19 protein-coding genes are annotated in these 19,851 nt (G+C 42.6%); 3 read left to right on the top strand and 16 right to left on the bottom strand.

The annotated features are described in order from the left end of the window. The first annotated feature begins 112 nt into the window (after window positions 1-112). A complete protein-coding gene (yjeM, locus tag MOO44_RS06975) occupies window positions 113-1,600 on the top strand; it encodes a glutamate/gamma-aminobutyrate family transporter YjeM (RefSeq protein ID WP_260116422.1) in 1,488 nt (495 codons plus the stop codon). A 16-nt stretch (window positions 1,601-1,616) separates the two neighbouring features. Beyond that, window positions 1,617-2,435, top strand: coding sequence for a Cof-type HAD-IIB family hydrolase (locus MOO44_RS06980; RefSeq protein WP_260116423.1), 819 nt, complete (start codon window positions 1,617-1,619; stop codon window positions 2,433-2,435). On the opposite strand, the gene glpK is transcribed toward MOO44_RS06980, so the two are convergent. Then, the gene (glpK, locus tag MOO44_RS06985) at window positions 2,432-3,937 is read right to left on the bottom strand and encodes a glycerol kinase GlpK (protein ID WP_260116424.1); all 1,506 of its coding nucleotides are present in this window, start codon (window positions 3,935-3,937) and stop codon (window positions 2,432-2,434) included. The genes MOO44_RS06980 and glpK overlap by 4 nt on opposite strands. 117 nt (window positions 3,938-4,054) lie before the next feature. Here glpK and MOO44_RS06990 point away from each other — a divergent pair, with 117 nt between their 5' ends. Further along, entirely contained in the window at window positions 4,055-5,485 is a 1,431-nt protein-coding gene (locus MOO44_RS06990; RefSeq protein ID WP_260116425.1) for a C69 family dipeptidase, read from the top strand. 62 nt (window positions 5,486-5,547) lie between these two features. Here the strand turns inward: MOO44_RS06990 and rplS are convergent, their stop codons facing one another. From rplS to plsX, 15 genes are all read right to left on the bottom strand, one after another. Beyond that, window positions 5,548-5,907 (bottom strand): 50S ribosomal protein L19, encoded by a 360-nt coding sequence (gene rplS, locus MOO44_RS06995; RefSeq protein ID WP_260116426.1) that lies wholly within the window; start codon window positions 5,905-5,907, stop codon window positions 5,548-5,550. 121 nt (window positions 5,908-6,028) lie between these two features. Further along, window positions 6,029-6,793 carry a tRNA (guanosine(37)-N1)-methyltransferase TrmD gene (trmD, locus tag MOO44_RS07000; RefSeq protein ID WP_260116427.1) on the bottom strand — a complete coding sequence of 255 codons (765 nt, stop codon included), beginning with the start codon at window positions 6,791-6,793 and terminating at the stop codon, window positions 6,029-6,031. After that, on the bottom strand, window positions 6,793-7,308 hold the full coding sequence (gene rimM, locus MOO44_RS07005; protein WP_260117323.1) for a ribosome maturation factor RimM: 516 nt from the start codon (window positions 7,306-7,308) through the stop codon (window positions 6,793-6,795). The genes trmD and rimM overlap by 1 nt, the downstream gene beginning before the upstream one ends. Window positions 7,309-7,376: 68 nt before the next feature. Next, window positions 7,377-7,628, bottom strand: coding sequence for a KH domain-containing protein (locus MOO44_RS07010; RefSeq protein WP_260116428.1), 252 nt, complete (start codon window positions 7,626-7,628; stop codon window positions 7,377-7,379). A 10-nt stretch (window positions 7,629-7,638) separates the two neighbouring features. Beyond that, window positions 7,639-7,914 carry a 30S ribosomal protein S16 gene (rpsP, locus tag MOO44_RS07015; protein ID WP_219054475.1) on the bottom strand — a complete coding sequence of 92 codons (276 nt, stop codon included), beginning with the start codon at window positions 7,912-7,914 and terminating at the stop codon, window positions 7,639-7,641. 99 nt (window positions 7,915-8,013) lie between these two features. Then, on the bottom strand, window positions 8,014-8,307 hold the full coding sequence (locus MOO44_RS07020) for a hypothetical protein (RefSeq protein WP_260116429.1): 294 nt from the start codon (window positions 8,305-8,307) through the stop codon (window positions 8,014-8,016). 12 nt (window positions 8,308-8,319) lie between these two features. Then, a complete protein-coding gene (locus tag MOO44_RS07025; RefSeq protein ID WP_260116430.1) occupies window positions 8,320-9,585 on the bottom strand; it encodes a vWA domain-containing protein in 1,266 nt (421 codons plus the stop codon). An 11-nt stretch (window positions 9,586-9,596) separates the two neighbouring features. Further along, entirely contained in the window at window positions 9,597-10,739 is a 1,143-nt protein-coding gene (locus MOO44_RS07030; protein ID WP_260116431.1) for a P-loop NTPase family protein, read from the bottom strand. A 57-nt stretch (window positions 10,740-10,796) separates the two neighbouring features. Then, window positions 10,797-12,254, bottom strand: a complete 1,458-nt coding sequence (ffh, locus tag MOO44_RS07035) for a signal recognition particle protein (protein WP_260116432.1) — start codon at window positions 12,252-12,254, stop codon at window positions 10,797-10,799. A gap of 13 nt (window positions 12,255-12,267) precedes the next feature. Beyond that, window positions 12,268-12,609, bottom strand: a complete 342-nt coding sequence (locus tag MOO44_RS07040; protein ID WP_260117324.1) for a putative DNA-binding protein — start codon at window positions 12,607-12,609, stop codon at window positions 12,268-12,270. A 66-nt stretch (window positions 12,610-12,675) separates the two neighbouring features. Next, window positions 12,676-14,205, bottom strand: a complete 1,530-nt coding sequence (ftsY, locus tag MOO44_RS07045; RefSeq protein WP_260116433.1) for a signal recognition particle-docking protein FtsY — start codon at window positions 14,203-14,205, stop codon at window positions 12,676-12,678. 5 nt (window positions 14,206-14,210) lie between these two features. Next, on the bottom strand, window positions 14,211-17,747 hold the full coding sequence (gene smc / locus MOO44_RS07050) for a chromosome segregation protein SMC (RefSeq protein WP_480241889.1): 3,537 nt from the start codon (window positions 17,745-17,747) through the stop codon (window positions 14,211-14,213). Window positions 17,748-17,786: 39 nt separating this feature from the next. Next, the gene (gene rnc / locus MOO44_RS07055) at window positions 17,787-18,476 is read right to left on the bottom strand and encodes a ribonuclease III (RefSeq protein WP_260116435.1); all 690 of its coding nucleotides are present in this window, start codon (window positions 18,474-18,476) and stop codon (window positions 17,787-17,789) included. 74 nt (window positions 18,477-18,550) lie between these two features. Continuing rightward, window positions 18,551-18,790 (bottom strand): acyl carrier protein, encoded by a 240-nt coding sequence (gene acpP, locus MOO44_RS07060; RefSeq protein WP_260116436.1) that lies wholly within the window; start codon window positions 18,788-18,790, stop codon window positions 18,551-18,553. Between the two features lie 17 nt (window positions 18,791-18,807). Continuing rightward, window positions 18,808-19,845 (bottom strand): phosphate acyltransferase PlsX, encoded by a 1,038-nt coding sequence (plsX, locus tag MOO44_RS07065; protein WP_260116437.1) that lies wholly within the window; start codon window positions 19,843-19,845, stop codon window positions 18,808-18,810. Window positions 19,846-19,851 lie beyond the last annotated feature (6 nt).

Consider the following 19,851-nt stretch of genomic DNA (forward strand, 5'->3'; position numbering starts at 1 on the left):
TTTGGGTTTGAAAACTACCAAATTAGCGGGCTTGTTTATGAGCTAAAATGAGATTAACTATTGATGTAAACCGCTAATCGCTTTGTAACCTAGAGGGGTAGGGAGTTAATCTATGGCTAATTCAAAAAGGATTTCCTTAACTAGTTTAGTTCTAATGATTTTATCAACCACATTTGGGTTCATTAACATCCCAACTGCATTTGATCAGATGGGGTATGCCAGTATTATCTGGTACGTTGTAGGCGCATTAGCGTTTTTTCTCCCATCTTCATTTATGTTCGCTGAATATGGAGCCGCATTAAAAGATGAATCTGGTGGCATCTATTCATGGATTAAATCTGGACTCGGCGAACGATGGGCATTCATTGGGGGATTCGCGTGGTTATCTGCGCTTGAGATTACCATCCTGTTTAGTGTCCCTAATCTATGGGTTTCGCTATCAGCCACCCTGTTCGGACATGATACAACTCAGCGTTGGCACCTTTTGGGTTTCAATAGCACGCAAACACTGGGATTACTATCAATTTCATTTATTTTGTTAGCTACCATGATCGCCACTAAGGGATTGGGTAAAATTACCTGGATTGCCTCTATTGGTGGTTTTCTCGGGACCCTAATTGCATTTATCTTTTGTATCTTATCGATCGTAATCATTTTTTTAAACCATGGTCACTTAGCCCAACCGATTGATGGCTTTAAGAGTTTGCTAGTCTCTCCTAACCCTAGCTTTCAAGATCCGATTGCTACCATCTCATTTGTCATTTATGCTATTTTCGCCTATGCAGGAGTTGAGTCGCTTTGTGGCGTCATTAACCATTTGAAAACCCCTAGCAAAACATTTCCCCGTGGGGTCGTTATCTCAGCGATAATCATTTTTATTCTGTATACGATTTCAATTATTCTTTGTGGATTCGTTGTGAATTGGAAACTAGTGATGGGCAAAAATAGCGTGACCTTAGGCAATGTAATGTATGTTCTAATGGCTAACTTGGGGATGACCTTAGGGCATGGAATGGGATTGAGCCAATCAGCAACCATGGTCTTGAGCAATAGCTTGACTAGGTATACCGGATTTTCAACCCTAATGGGTGGGGTCGGTAGTTTCTTTGTATTTATCTACTCACCGTTAAAATCATTCATGTTCGGCGCCAATAAACGAATCTGGCCAAAGTGGGCGCTCCATTTAAATCCACATGATATGCCAAGCCATGCCATGTGGATTCAAAGTACCGTTTTAATTGCGATTTTATTCTTCATTTCATTTGGTGGTGATAGCGCAAAGGCCTTCTTCCAAATTTTAACTGATATGAATAATGTTTCAACCGCTTTTCAATACATTTTGATCGTCCTTGCGTTTCCATTCTTTAAACGCATTGAAAACTTAAACCGCCCCTTCATATTTTATCATCAAAAAAGAAGCACTTGGTTCGCCACCATTTTAGTCCTGTTCGTTCTATCGTTTGGAATTATTTTTAATTTTATCCAACCAATTCTTGACCATAGCTACATGACCGACTTCTGGACATTCTTAGGCCCAGTGGTCTTTGGTGGTGGAGCATGGCTCTTTTATGATTTAAGAATTAAATCTTTAAATAACTGAAGTTAGGATGTAAATAATGACACAAAAATTAATTGCCCTCGATTTAGATGGCACTACCTTAAATAATGATTCACAAGTATCTGAAGTGACCAGTCAAGCAGTTCAAAAATTAACTGCACGCGGACACATCGTAAGCATCGTTACTGGCCGTTCCACCCGCTTGGCACTACCTGCTTACCAACAGTTAAAATTAACAACGCCGATGATTAATTTTAACGGTAGTTTAGGACTCATCCCAAACCATGCCTGGAGCGGTGAATATGAATTTCCAATTCAGCGAAAGGTAATTTTGGACCTTTTAGCTAACCGTGAAAAATTAGGAATTAACATCATTGCCGCCGAGGATAAAAAATCCATTTTATCAAGTGGCCCAGCTAGTCAAAAGTTATTCGAAACTTCGTGTGGGTTCTTCCCAGACCAATTAGCACCTGGTCAAATTTTAAACCCACAGACGTTAATCCACAATCCAATTGGATTAGCGATTGACTATAATCAAGATAAGCTAGCCCAACTAGAGAGCTATATTAATGATGAATACGGTAATTACATTGAAATTGCCCATTGGGGAGGCCCACTTTCAGTGCTCGAAATTAAACGCGCTGGAGTAGATAAGGCATACGGGGTAAAGTACCTTGCTAAACAGTTCAACATTGATAAATCAAATATCATTGCCATCGGTGATCAAGTCAACGACCTCCCATTATTAAGCGCCGCCGGCACTAAGGTCGCAATGAAGAACGCTGTTGATTCGGTCAAAGCAATCGCAGATGTAATTACCCCATTTGATAATCAGCAAAATGGCGTCGCTAAATACCTAATGGAAACGTTTAATTAGGCATTAGCATCCCCAAAAATTTGGGCGGCTTTAACTGCCCGTTGCCAGCCAGCATAATAGCGTTTTCTAGTAGTTGCGTTCATTTTAGGATCGAATCTAAAGAACTGACCCACGGTTGCTTTAATGTCATCAATATCGCGCCAATAGTTAACGGCTAACCCGGCCAGGTAGGCAACCCCCAGCGCCGTGGTTTCAGAAATTGCTGAACGTTCGATGGGCAAATTTAAAATATCGGCTTGAAATTGCATTAAATAGTCGTTGTTAGCGGCACCACCATCTACGCGTAACGTTTTCAACGCGAGCTTAGTATCGCTAACCATCGTATTAACAACATCCTTCGTTTGATAGGCTAAGGAATCCAACGTTGCTCGAACAAATTGTTCACGACTAGTTCCCCGCGTTAACCCAAATACGGCCCCCCGGGTATTTTGATTCCAATACGGTGCCCCCAATCCGGTAAATGCGGGCACTACGTAAACGCCACTATCGGGTGCATTTACAGCCATCTGCTCAGTTTCCGATGCATGGCCAATAATCCGCATTCCATCTCGCAACCACTGAATTGCAGAACCAGCCACAAAAATACTGCCTTCCAGGGCATAATTGACCTTGCCATCGATGCCATATGCAATCGTCGTCAACAATCCCTTATCAGAAATGGTGGGTTTTAAACCGGTATTCATTACGATAAACGCACCGGTCCCATATGTATTCTTGACCATCCCTGGTTCGAGTGCTAATTGGCCAAATAATGCGGCTTGTTGGTCCCCAGCGATCCCAGTAATTGGAACCTGCACCCCTGAAAATGTGAAGTTAGTGGTATAGCCAAAATTATGTGATGATGGCCTGACCTTCGGTAACATCGATACTGGGATGTCTAATATATCTAAAATTTCTTGATCCCATTTTAAATCATGAATGTTAAATAGCATCGTTCTGCTGGCATTTGAATAATCAGTTGCGTGGACATGCCCACTGGTTAATTTAAATAATAACCAGGTATCGATCGTTCCAAAGTAAAGCTCACCAGCATTAGCCTTTGCCCGTGCCCCCTCGACGTGGTCTAAGATCCACTTAATTTTAGTCGCTGAAAAGTAGGAATCAATCACTAATCCCGTTTTTTGGTGAATCATATCTGTGTAGCCAGCCTGTTTTAAATCATCGGCAATTTGGCTAGTTTGTTTTGATTGCCAGACAATGGCGTTATAAATTGGTTTTCCAGTGTGTCGATCCCAAATCACGGTCGTTTCGCGTTGGTTAGTAATCCCGATTCCTTGAATTTTGTAAGGGGGGATTTCAGCTGAGATTAACGCTTCTGACACCACGGTTTGCACTGCACTCCAAATTTCATTGGCATCGTGTTCCACCCACCCCGCCTTTGGAAAGTACTGTTTAAATTCGCGCTGTGCTTTTTGTAAGATATGCCCATTGTGATCAAAAATAATTGCCCTAACGCTGGTCGTTCCAGCATCAATAGACATAATATATTGTTTATTGTTCAATCGAATTACCCCATTCATAAATTGTTAACTGGGTCTTATTATATCACGATTTAAAGGGCTAGTTTTCCAATCGATTAATCGTTATAATTGTAAATGTTAAGAGAGGATGGTTCATAAATGAATTCAATTCCATATTATTCTGCCTGTACCAGTATTTTAGTTGGAAAATCGGCCAGCTTAGACGGATCGATTATGATCGGTCGAAATGAGGATGCTAAATCAGCCTGGCCCAAACATTTAAGGGTCCATCCCAAAAAGCAATTCCAGACCTCACAATGGTTTCAATCTAACGATAACGGCTTTAAAATGCCATTACCACAAATCAGATATCAATATGAAGCGACTCCCGAATGGACCGCAAAGTATGGCTTGTTCGAAGAAGATGGGTTCAATGAATTTGGGGTCGCAATGAGTGCAACCGAAAGTACCTATGCTAATCCGACCGTTTTGGGGTATGATCCATTGGTTCCTGATGGCATCGGTGAGGAGGCCATGGTCACGGTGGTCTTACCATATGTCAAAACCGCTCGCCAAGCAGCAAAACGACTGGGCACCATCATCGAGCAATTCGGTACCTGCGAAAGCAATGGAATCTTATTTGCAGACCGTCATGAAGCTTGGTATATGGATACGGGGTCTGGCCACCACTGGGTCGCAATTAAAATTCCTGATGATTGCTATGCAGTCGTCTCCAATCAAATGGCCGTCCAAAAAATCGATTTCAATGATCCTGACAATTACATGTGGTCTAAGGGTCTTCAATCGTTCGTTGACGTTAACCACTTAAACCCAGCACTTGATGGAAGTTTTAACTTTAGAAATATTTTTGGGACCCATAGTCAATCAGACACTTACTATAACACCCCGCGGGTTTGGTATGGACAAAAAATGTTCAATCCAGAAGTGGAACAACGACCTGATAGTCAGGAGATGCCAATGCTTAGGACCCCGGCCCATAAAATTTCGATTGACGACGCACAGGCATTTTTAAGTTCGCACTTTCAAGAAACGCCATTTGACCCCATCGGGAGTGGCTCCAATGCTGATAAAAAGAAATACCGTCCAATCAGTCTTGCTAAAACCCAGGAATCTCACATTTTACAACTGCGGCCTAACTTACCGCAAGCAATTGGTAATATTCACTGGCTTGCCATGGGCGTTGCTGCTCAAAGTACCTACGTCCCATTTTTAAGCGGCTTTAACACTGTTCCTGATGAGTACCAAGTTGGTGGAGCCCAATATGACCCTAAATCAGCCTACTGGATTTTTAAATTAGTCGGCGTCTTGGTCGACCCCCACTATCCGCAACTTGGTGAGCTCCTAAAGCAGACGCAAGAAGAACTTTCAATTCGGTACCGCCAGTTAATCTTAGACGCTGATCGTCGTTGTCATGGGATGTCACATTCAGAACTAGTCACCCTAGCCAATGAAGTTAGCACCAATGCAGCTAAACTGGCGCTTAACAGGTACCAACAACTAACCGCACGACTAGTCGCAGAATCCACTGACTTGTCACCTCTGAACTACAAGCAAGATTTAAACCTTTAAACCAAAAAACACCATCAACCCAATTGAGTTGATGGTGTTTTGGTTTAATTTTAGTTTTAAAATTAACGACGACGGCGTGATGCTGGAATCCGTGCAGACTTACCACTAAGGTCACGTAAGTAGTAAAGCTTAGCACGACGAACTTGACCGAATCTAAGCACTTCAATCTTAGCAACCCGTGGTGAGTGAAGTGGGAAAATTCTTTCCACACCCACACCACTAGAAGTCTTCCGAACAGTGTAGGTAGCTTGGATACCGGCTCCACGGCGCTTAATTACAACCCCAGTGAATAATTGGATTCTTTCACGGTCTCCTTCAACAACCTTAACGTGAACACGAACAGTGTCCCCTGCACGAAAATCTGGTAAATCAGATTTTAATTGATCAGCATTGATCTTTTCGATTAAACTATTTTGGCGCATAAATATATCTTCCTTTCAACTAGCACTCATGTCGATGTTTCCGGCAGCGGAGTACCGTTTTAATTGGTATTAAATACAACAAAAACAATATTATCATAGTCAACCCAGAATGTAAAGGTGCTTAGTCATAATCCGGGTCTGGATTTTCCTCCATTTTCACCTGTGCTAATAGTCGCTTTTGTTCAGCAGTTAATTTTTGATAGTCAATTAATTCAGGACGTCGCAATAACGTCTTCCTTAACGCCTCTTTTTGTTGCCATTCAGCAATTTTTTGGTGGTTCCCACTAATTAATACATCTGGGACTTTCATCCCCCTAAAATCGGCCGGACGGGTGTATTGAGGATATTCCAATAACCCGGTGGAAAATGAATCTCCAGGAGCTGATTCTTGATTCCCTAACACCCCAGGCAACAAGCGGGCCGTGGCATCGATAATCGTCATGGCAGGTAACTCACCGCCGGTTAAAATAAAATCACCCATTGAGTATTCGTCAGTTACCACCGTTTTAATTCGTTCGTCATAACCCTCATAGTGTCCACAAATAAAGGTTAAATGATCTGCAGTTGCTAAATCTTCAGCTGCCCGTTGGTTAAATTGTTTTCCAGCCGGATCCAATAAAATTACCCGCCCGCTTGAATAGTCAGCTTGTTTTGCTGCCGCTTGGGTCGCAGCAAACGCATCCAAAATCGGTTGGGCCTGTAATAACATGCCGGCACCACCGCCAAATGGATAATCATCAACATTATGGTGCTTATTGGTCGAATATTTCCTAAAGTCGGTAATGTGCATGTCTAAGACCCCCTTTTCAATTGCCTTACCAACAATTGATTCACCCATAGGACCGTTAAACATGTTTGGAAAGATACTAAGGACATCAATGCGCATTATTCTAACCCCTCCAACAAATCAATTGTGACCCGCTGGTTTGCTAGGTCAACTTTTTTGATTACGTCTTTTATTTTTGGTAAAAGTAACTCTTTACCATTTTCGCGAGTAACAATCCAAACGTCATTAGCAGCGGTATCCATAATATCTGTAATGGGTCCCAAATAGTTCCCAGCTAAGTCATAAACCGCCAATCCCAGAATTTGGTGGTAGTAGTACTCCCCTTCTGCTAAATCATCCTCGGATAATTGGGCATCCGTAATCTTTAATGTCGATGGTTTCAAAAATTCAATGTCGTTAATGGAATCTAAGCCTTTAAAGTGTAAGATCACAAAGTTCTTTTGAGTCCGCACCTTATCAATGGTTAATTCAACCTGCTGCCCATTATTTAAAAACGCAGTGACTTGGTTACCAATAAAGAACCGGTGCTCTGGAAAATCAGTGGTTGAGATCACCCGGACCTCGCCCCGAATTCCCTGGGTATTTACAATTTTGCCAATATTATAGTATGAAATAATGATTACCTACTTTCTAAATAGTAAAAAAACCCTTAAATAAAACCAGTGGTTTTATCTAAGAGCTTTTATTTTTGACCGTCTTCAATAATCAATCTAACCCGCTTATTACCATTTACCCGAACACTGTAAACGATGGTCCGGATTGTCTGAGCGATATGGCCCTTTTTACCGATAATCCGTCCTACATCCTTTGGGTTGGTCTGTAAATGATATTCATAAAACCGGTCAGTTTCATTATGCTGAATAGTAACGTCATCTGGATATTCCACCAGTGGCTTAACGATTGTTTTAATTAACTTGTCAAAATTAGTCGTCATTACTAATCACTTATTTCTTAGTAGATTTTGATTCGTGGTACTTCTTCATGATTCCTGCATTAGATAATAAATTACGAACAGTATCTGAAGGTTGTGCACCCTTACCTAACCAACTCAAGATATCGTCTTCTTCAAGCTTTACTTGTGATGGCTTAGTAAGTGGGTTATAAGTACCAACGATTTGGATGAAGCGACCATCACGAGGACTTCTTGAGTCTGCGACAACGACACGGTAGAAAGGACGCTTCTTTGAACCCATTCTTCTTAAACGAATTTTAACTGACATTCAAACACCTCCTATATTTCTTTTAACAAATAATAATATACCAAGATTTCGATAAGATGTAAAGTGTTTTTTCTTTACACCACTTATTTTTTTAAATCATTATTCAAACGGACTGAGTAATAACTGCTTAGATTCAGCCGTTACGTAGCTATTATTGTGTAAAATAAACGCCTGAACCGACTGATAATCATTAAAATCGACCCGTGCTTTTACCATTCCAGTAGCTAATAGTTGTTTTGCAATTCCAATCAGTTCCGGTGTGATTTGATTGGGCATAAATGGATTATCATCGTCAATATCTTGCCAACGATCCTTTAACACACCCATTGCACGCTTAATTTTTGGATCACCGTTAAATAACATTTTTAGTGTTGTTGGTTCTAATAATGGCATCGCCATCCCCCCTTAATTAATTTGACGGTCAATGGATACCGCCGTTCCTGGGTAGTGCTCGATCAGCGAAAAATCACGTTTAGACGTCGTTAAAATCCAGACTACGTTTTTAAATCCGTAGTCATTTAATTGTTTTTCGCCCTTGCCATCAGTCATGATGATGGTTAAAGTATCAATCAACTTTGAACGATGTTGATTCAAAAAGTGAAAGATTGCTTGAAAACTAGTCCCCCCACCACCAATCCGTTGGTAATGAAGCTGTTGTGCGTTACTAGTCAGATAGCGAGCGTTAAAGTGGACCTGCGAATCAAAACTATAAATCGTTACTTCGATGCTCTCCTGGCTTAAAAAGTGGCCAATTTCATTCAACAGGTCCGTAATTTCTGAATCGCCCATTGAACCCGAATTATCAATAAATAAATTGATACGTCTAACGGTATCACTAACCTTCCCGGATAATTCCATCCGGTACGCCTGGCGACGGTTAAAGCGAGCTCGTGATTCAAGCCGCCCAAATGGCGTGGTTCCTAACCCCACTTTCAATAACTGGCGCCAGTTATTAATTTTAGGCGCCATTGCAGCGGCCGTTAAATTGGCAACCACGTTGCCAGGCAGCGTCCCGCGTTGCTTATCCGGCGTTTGCTGCCAAGCAAGGTTGATTAACTGCCTTAATTTGCCTTGTTGTAACGGGCGCTCTTGGTCGCCGAATTGCTGCCATCCCGCATGGGAATCATGCTGATTAGTCTGGGCTTGAATCATTTGTCGTGCAACTGTTGCGGCCGAACGATTACCACGTGGTTTCAATTTACGGAGTTGTGTTAAATAGTAATGCGAGCCCATGTCAGCTGCTAAATCGCTACCTAACTGAAAGTTTAATTGATCCAACGTATTAGCACTTTGCCGTCCTAAATATTGATCAACTACAATATCACACGCTAATTGATTGAGTGTATCTGCCCGTGGGTACATCAATGGATGGCCGAACGAAAGATGCAGGGCCACCTGCCTTAAAATGCTATCCAATTGGTCAACGGTCAAATCCGCATTAATGAAGCGGTCGGGATTGATCAATAATTCGATTTGATGGTCAAGCCAACCAATTCCAAGCGCACCGTTAAATAACGTTGCAAAGTGTCTTGGTAATTGTAATAACACTTCTCCGTAAAAACGGCTAGTTTGCTCGATTTTGATAATCTGCCCACCCACGATGGAATCAATCAATTGCTGCTTGTTTCCAGTCGGTTCCTGCAGACGGGCCAATTGTGATGCGACGTCCATTTGACCACCCCCTAAAGCGTATCAAACCCAATTTGTTCCAAGCGTTGATATAACGCTTTAAAGCCGGCTGTCCCATTTTGCGCGTTTTTATAAAGTGCTGCCAGTTTATTGGAATCAGTTACTAACGCTAATCCACATGCATATTGACCATCTGGATTGATTAGTTGCAATAACTGATCCAAGCGTTCAACAAAGGGGGGCTCTAGCCCCTGATTGCGCTCTAAAGCCGCTTTAATCACGGCCACCCGGCCCACTTGGTCAAGCGCCATAAACTGTGTCCTTGCATCGGACCATTCGCTGGTAAAGACATCCCTTGAGACCACCTGTTGGTCCGCTTGATTCAAAAACGTTTGAAGGGCGACCGCTGTTTGGGTCCCGATATCACCAGCAAAAACATCCAGTTGAATTGCCTGGCGTTCACTACTGGATAACTTTAATAACTGTTGATAGTTATTGGATAATCGTTCCCATGCCCGGGGCGTCGGAAATAAATCATCACCACTGACCTTAGTGCTCAACATCTCAGGATGCTCAGTTAGATAATCAATAATGCGGGGGTGAATCGAATGTGTAGTAGTGGCCCAATTGAGCCAGTCATTGATGTCAGTTCTCATTACTAACCTAACCGTTCGGTCCTTGATCGCATCGTCGCCACTTACCACGTGATAATCACGATCGGCAAAGTCACTCATGGTCGCATCGGGATTTTCAGCAATAATAATGTGGACCTGTTCGGGAAGTTTTAAACTGTTGATCGACCGCTGCAAGACTAAGTTCATTAACTCACTTTGTACGCCCTGACTCCCCCGGTTAAATTCATCCAAGAACCAATAGATTGGGACTTCGGGGTGCCGCTCTGCAAATTGAATGATTTCAATCAACTGGTGGGAATAACCAAATTGAACGTCGGCTAACTTACCATACTGCTTAGTTTGGACGAATGAATCAGCAGTGAGCGGGGGCACTGGAATTGCTAAATCCCCCTTTTCGGATAAACTAACGACGGTCGTAAACAATTTGGCATTATTTTGACGTGCTAAATCAGCCACCAATGCTGACTTCCCAATTCCAGCATCCCCAACAATATTAGGAACGTTTCCACCGCTAATGACCACGTTTACTGCCGTTAGTAATTGTTGATAACTTAATGCCATTTCAATCCCTCCCTAAAATAAAATAGCCATTGCACAAAAGCGGCAATGACCATTAAACTACTTCTTCCGCTTTTTATTGCGGCGTTTCTTATTCTTTTTCATCTTGCGGGCCATGCGCTTCATTGCCATGTTAGACAACTTACCACCGATGCCACCACCCATTGCGGAACCATTGACACCGATGCTATTCATCATGTTTTCCATCCCGGCCATGTTCCCGTTTGACATCTTATTCATCATTTTCTTCATCGAATTGAACTGCTTGATCATCCGATTGACTTCTTGAATAGGTCTTGCAGAACCCCGTGCGATCCGTCTGCGTCTCGATGGATTTAAAATATCCGGATTTTCCCGTTCCTGAGCGGTCATCGAATAAATAACCGCTTCAATGTGGGCAATATCCTTAGGGTCCATATTAACGTTCTTTAATGCGGGGTTATTCGCCATCCCTGGAATCATTTTCATGATGTCTTCGAGTGGACCCATCTTTTGAATTTGTTTCATTTGATCCAAAAAGTCATTAAAATCAAAGGTGTTCTCACGCATCTTTTCGGCCATTTCTTCAGCCTGTTTTTGATCATAATCCTTTTGGGTCTTTTCAATTAAGGATAGAATATCCCCCATCCCTAAAATTCGTGAAGCCATTCGATCAGGATGGAAGACGTCTAAATCAGTTAATTTTTCACCCTGTCCAACGAATTTAATTGGTTTATCGGTCACCGCCCGAATCGAAAGAGCGGCTCCACCACGGGTATCACCATCTAACTTAGTTAGGACCACTCCGGTAATGTCTAATGCGTCATTGAACCCCTCAGCAGTTTCAACCGCATTTTGTCCGGTCATTGCATCAACGACCAATAGAATTTCATCTGGATGAACCATTTCCTGGATGTCCTTTAGTTCATCCATCAATTTTTCATCAATTTGCAGCCGTCCAGCCGTATCAATGATCACATAATCATTATGGTCTTCCTTAGCTTGAGCCATTCCCTTTTCAACGATTTCACGGGGATCCACATCGGTCCCCATTGAAAAGACTGGCACTTCAACTTGGGCCCCGACCTGTTGCAGTTGGTCAATGGCAGCTGGCCGATAAATATCGGCTGCAATTAGCAACGGACGAGCCTTTTGTTCGTCCTTTAACTTTAATGCTAATTTCCCAGCAGTCGTCGTTTTCCCGGCCCCTTGTAGCCCCGCCATCATAATGACGGTCGGAATCTTATCTGATTTATTGAGCGGAACCGCAGTTTCACCCATCATCTTAGTTAATTCTTCATCGACAATTTTGACGATTTGTTGGGCGGGATTTAATCCCTCTAAGACATCCGCACCCTTGGCACGTTCTTGGACCTTTTTAACGAACTTTCTAACCACACCGAAGTTAACGTCGGCTTCTAGTAGTGCCAAGCGAATTTCACGCATCGTTGCGCGAAGGTCGGACTCACTGACCTTCCCCTTCCCACGGAGATTTCGCATGGCTTTTTGGAGTCGTTCGGTCAAACCTTCAAATGCCATTATTTCACCACTTTCATTCTTCTTCTATTTTTTCGAGATCATCCACTAACTCCACTAGCTGTTGATCATTCGCATAGTGTTGATGGATGTATTCCTTAATTCGATCCGTCTTTTGATTCCGCGAAACAAAATCATAGTAAAGGTGGAGCTGTGATTCATACTTTTCTAAAATTAATTCGGTTCGTCTAATATTATCATAAACCGCCTGGCGACTGATGGAAAACTCCTCGGAAATTTCTCCTAGGGAATAATCATCGACGTAATAGCGTTGCATGTAGCTATTTTGTTTCTTCGTCAACAGGGGCCGATAAAATGACAACAGGGAATTAATCCGGTAATTCTTGGCTAATTCCAAATCCATTCCTCCATTTGGATAATTGCACTCCATTATAGAATACATAATTAAAAGGAACTTCGTCAATTATTTTAACAGTCCCTTGAACAATCCATAAACAAAGTCACTGGCATCAAATGGTTGTAAATCGCCCACCTTTTCACCCAGTCCAACGTATTTGACCGGAATGTGGAGTTCGCTTCTAATGGCTAGTACGATCCCACCCTTGGCGGTGCCGTCAAGTTTAGTTAGCGTAATTCCAGTCACGTCGGTCACCTTCTTGAATAACTTTGCTTGACTCAATGCATTTTGACCGGTCGTCGCATCTAATACCAACATCACTTCGTGGGGTGCCATTGGAATTTCACGGGTTAAAATCTTCTTCATTTTAGCCAATTCATTCATTAAATTGACCTTATTTTGCAACCGTCCAGCAGTATCGACGAACAACACATCGTATTGTTCCTTTTTAGCCTTTTGAACCGCCTCGTAAACAACCGAAGCGGGATCACTTTTCTCGGGCCTTTTGACAATATCAACCTGATCCCGTTGTGCCCACACATCCAATTGCTGAATGGCACCGGCTCTAAACGTATCAGCAGCAGCTAATAGGACCTTTTTCCCCTGGTCACGATACAACTTTGCCATTTTCCCAATCGTAGTCGTTTTCCCAACCCCATTGACCCCCACAAAGAGGATTACGGTCGGCCCTTCCTTCGCAAAGTTAATGGTATTCTTTTCACCATTTCCGTTTTGATCATATAGCTCAATTAACTTTTGCACGACCACATTTTGAACTTCGTTCCTAGATTTAACGTTTCTTAGCTTTACCTCATCCCGTAACTCATCGGTGAGGTTTACCGCCATATCAAAGCCAACGTCAGATTCAATCAACGTATCTTCGAGGTCTTCAAAGAATTCTTCGTCTACCGACCTAAAGTTAGCAAATAATTTATTTAATCGTTGACCAAACGAAGACCGCGACTTAGCTAAGCCGTGTTCGTATTTATTGGTTTCTTGATCTGCAGTTGGTTCTGCTGATTCTACTGCATCTGATTCCACTTCATTTGAATCATCAGTATCGGCAGCTGCTTTTGAATCACTAACGTCCGATGCTTCACTAGTGGCCGTTGGTTGCTCACTTGAAGTGGATGTCAATTCCGCCTCAACTGGGGCTTGTTCATCATGTTCTAATGACTCCTCTGCACCCGGAGTGGTCTCATTAGATTGAGTCTCTTGGCTGGTCTCTGATGAAGCAGAAACGTCATTCCTTGCAGAATCAACATTCGATCGTTCAATCGAAGCGGACTGCTTTGATTCCTCACTTGCTTCAGACTCCACCGCGTCAGTCGTCGTTGATGATTCAGCATCTGATTCACTTACAGCACTAGTTGCTTCCGCAGATTCAACCCCTGTTTCACTAGCTGAGGTCGCTTCAGATTGTTCCACACTCACTTTTGCATGGGCTTGGTCAATAACGTTACTTTCACTATTGGGTAGAGTGTCATTACCCGATTCACTTGCACTACCAGTATGGTCAGCTCCAGTGGATGCTGGTGCTGGTGATTGCGATTGCTTCTTTTTGTTCCGTCGTTTGAAAATGTCAAATAATCCCATTTATGTCATCCTTTCGTTGTTTGGGCCCTCTTTAAATCAACAGTTAACACCTTGGAAATGCCAGAATCTTGCATCGTTACTCCATAGAGATTATCGGCATAAACCATCGTTTCCTTCCGGTGCGTAATTACAATGAATTGGGTCTGATTCTTAAGTTTTTGAATATAACGCGCAAATCGATCAACGTTCGCGGGGTCCAAAGCTGATTCCGCCTCATCTAAAATGGTGAATGGCACCGGCCGCAACCTTAAGATGGCAAATAATAACGCAATCGCCGTTAACGACCGCTCCCCACCAGAAAGTAACGTCATACTCCGAAACCGCTTTCCAGGGGGCTGTGCCATTATCTCAATTCCAGTCGTTAATAAGTGGACGGGGTCCGTTAATTTTAACTTCGCATCCCCACCCCCAAAGATTTCCTTAAACGTAGTCGCAAATGCTTGTTGTAATTGGTCAAAGGTATCCTTGAACCGTTTTTTAACGGTCGCATCCATTTTACTCATTGTTGATTCTAATTGCTGTTTGGACTGAATTAAGTCATCAGCTTGTTGCTTTAAAAATTGGTAGCGTTCATTGACCGCTTGAAATTCAGTAATCGAATTAACATTGACCGGCCCTAAGGCATTAATTTGGCTCTTTAACGTTGTCATTTGCTGACTAAGTGTTTTTACATCCTCAGTCACTGGCAACTGGACTAGTTGTTTAAACCGTAGTCCGTATTTTTGAATCGCTGTGGTCTTAATGGCTTGGAGTTGGTCGGTCGCCGATTGCATTGCCCGCTGTAGCTTTTCAGAACTGGTCTGAGCGCTCAATAAAGCATCCTGGGCCTGATCAATTTGCGCATCAATTGGTTGAATTAGCTGCTTCAGCCGTTTTAATTCTGTTTGGCCCGCCGCAATTTGTTGATTTAAATCAGCCACTGAGCGTTTCAATACGCTAATTTTAGTATTTAAATCAGCATTGGTCAATTGGCCGTTAATTTGATCGGTTAGCGTCTTAATGAGTTGATTCAACTTGATTTGTTGGGCCTGATTATCAGCTAAGCGTTGCTTTAATTCCTGCATTCGTTGATCGATGTGTTCAAGTTCAGACTGCGCTAACAATAATTGCTCACGATTGCTTTGTTGGCTTGATTGAACCCGTTGCTTGCGAGCGTTTAAATCAGTAATTTGTTGATTAACCACCTTAACTTGAGCTTGATTCCGTTCAATTTGGGCATTGAGTGATGCTAATTGAGCTTTAAGATCGTCATCTTGGTTAAGTTTCAAATTATCAGTCAAAGTCCGCAAGTTGATGCGTTGGGCGGCAACGTCACGCTGATGGCCATCAATTGATGATTGAACTTGCTTCAATTTACCAGCTAGCGTTTGAACTGATTGTTGAAGCTCTAATTTAGTCTGCCCATACTTTTGATCATCAGCTTGCAGTTGCTTTAACTCAGCTTGGGCAGCCTTGACCTGCTGTTCCAACGTTAGCACTTTTTGGTTCGCTTTAGCGACGGAACGTTTCAATTCATTGGCCTGTTCCTTTTGGGTCAGCATCCCGTTGAACTGCTTTTGCGTCGCTCCACCGGTGATTGAACCACCCGCATTCACCACCTGCCCGTCTAGGGTCACGACTCGATAACGGCGCCCAATTGCAGCGCTGATTTGTGTAGCTGCCCGCAGGTTATTTGCAATTAACACGTTGCCCAACAACGCCTTACGCACTGATTGATACTGGCTAGGCAATTGCACTAATTGACTGGCGACAGCCACGTATCCATCAATTGATTGAATTTGGTTTATGGTCGCTGAAGGAATCACATGCTGATTCAAACTGTTGATCGGTAGCAACGTAACGCGCCCCAAACGGCGGCTAGTCATGAACTGAACTGCTGCTCGAGCGCTTTGATTATCACTGACCATGATTTGTTGAATCCGATTGCCAAGCGCAGTTTCAATCGCTTTAATATAAGGTTCGTCCACATTGATGAACTCAGCGACCGCACCAATAATCCCATTCAGTTCGGTCCGGTGGTTCAATAGGTTCCGACTCCCCTGGAAATAGCCCCCGTGTTGATTTTGATATTCAACCAGTCCGTTCAACTTAGCACGCAATTGTTGAGCACTCTTCATTTCAGCATACCACTGGGTTTGGGATTGATTTACAGTTGCTTGTAGCGTTTGCAATTGGTGGTCGACATCGGCGAACCGGTTCGTTTGTGCAGTTAATTCAGTTTGTTTGGCAGCTAACTGCGCAGCTAGTGCCTGCTTTTGGTGTTGTAAATCTTGAATGGCAGCATCGGCGACCGAAATGCGTTGATCAATCATTTGCTTTTGACGGTCAAATTGTGCATTATCCTTATCGGCATACGTTAAGCGGTTCTTAGCAGCACTAGCTCGTTGCAATAAATCTAAATACTGTGCCCGCAACTCATCCAATTGCTTGGCATATTCTGCATCCGTAGCCGTTAGTTCGGCTACCTCTGGTGCTTGCGATGCAGACTGGAGATCATTGATCGTCGCTTGTTGCTCATTTTGTTTTGCTTCAACGGTCATGATTTGATCTTCTAGCTTAGAATATGCTTGCATCAAATTAGCTAAGTTTTCCTTAGCAGCGCTTAATTGTTCCGTTTTAAACGTGGATTGTTGGGTATCAAGTTGAATTTGGGCGCGATCTTTTTCAATCTGGTTACTATTCTTTAATAATTTTGCTTGAAATTGATCTTGTTGGCTGGTCAATCCGTCAATTTGTTGTTGGGTGGTACGCTTTTGTTCACGAAGGCCCTCAATTTGGCTGGTCAGTTCGCTTGCTTGCCTCTGGCTAGCCTGTAACTGGGCTTCATCAGTGGAATACTCCTTTAACAACCGGTTTGCATCGCAGGCCAGATGCTTTTGATGTTTCTGTGCTAACGTTTGGCTTAACGTTTGGTACTTAGTAGCGGCCTGACTCTGCTTAGCTAACGTTGTGACTTGGGATTCCAACTCAAAAATGATGTCGTTGACCCGGCTTAAATTATCATTAGTTTCCACCAATCGTTGATCAGCGACCTGTTTTCGTTGACGGTACTTAAAAATCCCAGCGGTGGTTTCAATTATATTGCGCCGTTCCTCCGGTTTACTGTTAAAAATGGCCTCAACGTTTCCCTGTGAGATAATCGAAAATGAGCCTAAGCCAATTCCGGTATCCATTAACAGGTTATTAATATCCTTTAATCGACACTCTTTATGGTTCAAATAATAATAACTATCGCCATTACGAAATAGCTTTCTGGTCACTGCGACCTCGGTATAATCGGTGTTTAAATAGTGATCAGAATTATCAAAGGTCAGGGTCACTTCAGCTCGGTTCAATGCTCGATGGCTCTTTGAACCCGAAAAAATAACATCCGCCATCTTAGTACTCCGGAGATGCTTAGCAGATTGTTCCCCTAGGACCCACCGAATCGCTTCGATTACATTACTTTTGCCACTTCCGTTCGGGCCCACGATGGCTGTTAAACCGTTTTGAAAATCAATCGTTGTTTTTTCAGCAAACGATTTAAAACCAACTAGCTGCATTGATTTTAGTTTCAAGTTAATTCTCCATCCTGTCCAAATCTATTTAAAGTACTTTAAAGCCTGCTTTGCGGCACCCTGTTCAGCATTTTTCTTTGAGTGCCCAGTCCCTACGCCATATTCCTTTCCATCAATGGTAACGGAAATTTTAAAGCGGCGGTGATTTTCAGGGCCGTTTTCATCTAAAAGATGGTATTCAATTGCGACCGGGCCGTTTACCTGGGCCTTTTCCTGAAGTTCGGTCTTATGGTCAAAAAATTCGTCGAACCACCCCGCATCCAATTTAGGAAAAATGACCTTTTCACAAAACCGGATCACCGGTTGCATTCCCTGATCTAAATACACCGCCCCGATGAACGATTCAAAAATATCACAAAGTAACGAGTCCCGGTTTCTAGCGTTTGCTTTTTCTTCACCGTGCCCCAAGCGAATGTAGCGGTCAAAGTGACATTCCCGAGCAAAGCTACTAAAACTTTGTTCATTGACCATTGCCGCTCTCAATCTAGTAAGTTGGCCTTGAGGTAATTCGGGATACCGTTTAAAAATGTATTCTGAAACCACCAATTCATAAACGGCATCCCCAAGAAACTCAATTCGTTCGTAAAATCGTAGATGATGACCCGGATGTTCGTTAACGAACGAAGCCTGGGTAAAGGCCTCATCTAATAATGATTCATCATGAAACTTAATTCCATAGTTATCAGCTAATTCTTTATCAAATGCTGCATCCATTTCATTCAACTCCTATTTATTGATTCAATAAAAAGCGATTACAAAATGTAATCGCTCTACTAATCATATTTAATTTAAGAATGACTAACAATATAATCAACGGCTTCGTCAACCGTATTTAATTTTTCTGCATCATCATCATCGATATTAGCGCCAAATTCACTTTCTAAGTTCAAAACGAATTCAACAAAGTCAATTGAATCAGCATCTAAATCACGCTTAAAATTTAAACTGCCAGTAATTTTGCTCCGGTCAATTTCAAATTGATCAGCAATCATATCAGCAACTCGATCAAAAACCTGGTCCTTTGTCATTATTATATCCCACCATTTTAGTTATTCTTTGCTTCTTGTTTAATCGCCTTCATTGCGTCTGCATGGGCGTTAAAGTAATCAACAATTTGGCCAACCGTATTCGACTCGACCATTGTATGAATCTGGCCCAATGTATTCCGGACCGTAGTCGCCTTGCTACTTCCGTGCATTTTAACGACCGGGGCTTTCACTCCAATCAAGACCGCCCCACCATACTTAGAATAGTCTAACTTAGTATTAATTTCCTTAAAGGTATTCTTTAATAAATAAGCGCCCAATTTATCAGTTAAGCCACCATTCATTATACTACTTTTAATTAAATTTAGCATCGTCAGTGCAGTTCCTTCGGTACTCTTTAAAGCAGCATTCCCGGTAAAACCATCGGTAACCACCACGTCAGCAGCTCCGTTCAATAGTTCACGGGACTCAACGTTCCCAATGAAATTTAAATCATGGTTAGCAGCCAATAAATCATGGACTGCACGATGCAACTTATCACCCTTGTCAGCTTCAGTCCCATTGTTCAATAAACCTACCCGGGGATTCTTAATTCCCAAGACGGCTTTAGCGTAGTAATTCCCCATGAACGCATATTGATAAAGATGAAAGGGTCTTGAATCAGCATTTGCTCCAACATCTAACATTACAAACTTACTATTTGGACCCTCGACCATAGGTAACGTGGTCGTTAACGCTGGCCGCTCAATCCCCTTAATGCGCCCAACGATGAATAAGCCAGCCGTAAGGAGCGCACCAGTATTACCACCGGATAAAAACGCATCTGCATCACCATTCTTAACAGCTTCAGCAGCTTTGACCATGCTAGAATCCTTCTTCTTCTTCACTGCCCTAACTGGTTCTTCACCCATTTCAATTACTTGCTCAGTATGAATGACCGTAATCCGCTCGTTATTGGCGATTAGTGGTTCCACTTGATCCTTAGGGCCGTATAATTGAAAATGCATATCGGAATATCGATCCCGTGCCATTTCAACCCCTTTAACTACTTCAGTGGGGGCATAATCGCCGCCCATTGCGTCAACTGCAATTTTCATTTCTAT

The sequence above is a fragment of the Nicoliella spurrieriana genome, assembly GCF_023380205.1.
Lineage (GTDB): Bacteria > Bacillota > Bacilli > Lactobacillales > Lactobacillaceae > Nicoliella > Nicoliella spurrieriana.

Coding starts and splice junctions, on each gene's coding strand:
- rplS (WP_260116426.1), bottom strand. CDS start 5,907: ATGCGCCAAAATAGTTTAATCGAAAAGATCAATGCTGATCAATTAAAA.
- MOO44_RS07030 (WP_260116431.1), bottom strand. CDS start 10,739: ATGGCATTAAGTTATCAACAATTACTAACGGCAGTAAACGTGGTCATT.
- smc (WP_480241889.1), bottom strand. CDS start 17,747: ATGCAGCTAGTTGGTTTTAAATCGTTTGCTGAAAAAACAACGATTGAT.
- yjeM (WP_260116422.1), top strand. CDS start 113: ATGGCTAATTCAAAAAGGATTTCCTTAACTAGTTTAGTTCTAATGATT.
- MOO44_RS07010 (WP_260116428.1), bottom strand. CDS start 7,628: ATGACGACTAATTTTGACAAGTTAATTAAAACAATCGTTAAGCCACTG.
- ffh (WP_260116432.1), bottom strand. CDS start 12,254: ATGGCATTTGAAGGTTTGACCGAACGACTCCAAAAAGCCATGCGAAAT.
- trmD (WP_260116427.1), bottom strand. CDS start 6,793: ATGCGCATTGATGTCCTTAGTATCTTTCCAAACATGTTTAACGGTCCT.
- MOO44_RS06990 (WP_260116425.1), top strand. CDS start 4,055: ATGAATTCAATTCCATATTATTCTGCCTGTACCAGTATTTTAGTTGGA.
- rnc (WP_260116435.1), bottom strand. CDS start 18,476: ATGGATGCAGCATTTGATAAAGAATTAGCTGATAACTATGGAATTAAG.
- MOO44_RS06980 (WP_260116423.1), top strand. CDS start 1,617: ATGACACAAAAATTAATTGCCCTCGATTTAGATGGCACTACCTTAAAT.
- ftsY (WP_260116433.1), bottom strand. CDS start 14,205: ATGGGATTATTTGACATTTTCAAACGACGGAACAAAAAGAAGCAATCG.
- plsX (WP_260116437.1), bottom strand. CDS start 19,845: ATGAAAATTGCAGTTGACGCAATGGGCGGCGATTATGCCCCCACTGAA.
- MOO44_RS07025 (WP_260116430.1), bottom strand. CDS start 9,585: ATGGACGTCGCATCACAATTGGCCCGTCTGCAGGAACCGACTGGAAAC.
- MOO44_RS07020 (WP_260116429.1), bottom strand. CDS start 8,307: ATGCCATTATTAGAACCAACAACACTAAAAATGTTATTTAACGGTGAT.
- acpP (WP_260116436.1), bottom strand. CDS start 18,790: ATGACAAAGGACCAGGTTTTTGATCGAGTTGCTGATATGATTGCTGAT.
- rpsP (WP_219054475.1), bottom strand. CDS start 7,914: ATGTCAGTTAAAATTCGTTTAAGAAGAATGGGTTCAAAGAAGCGTCCT.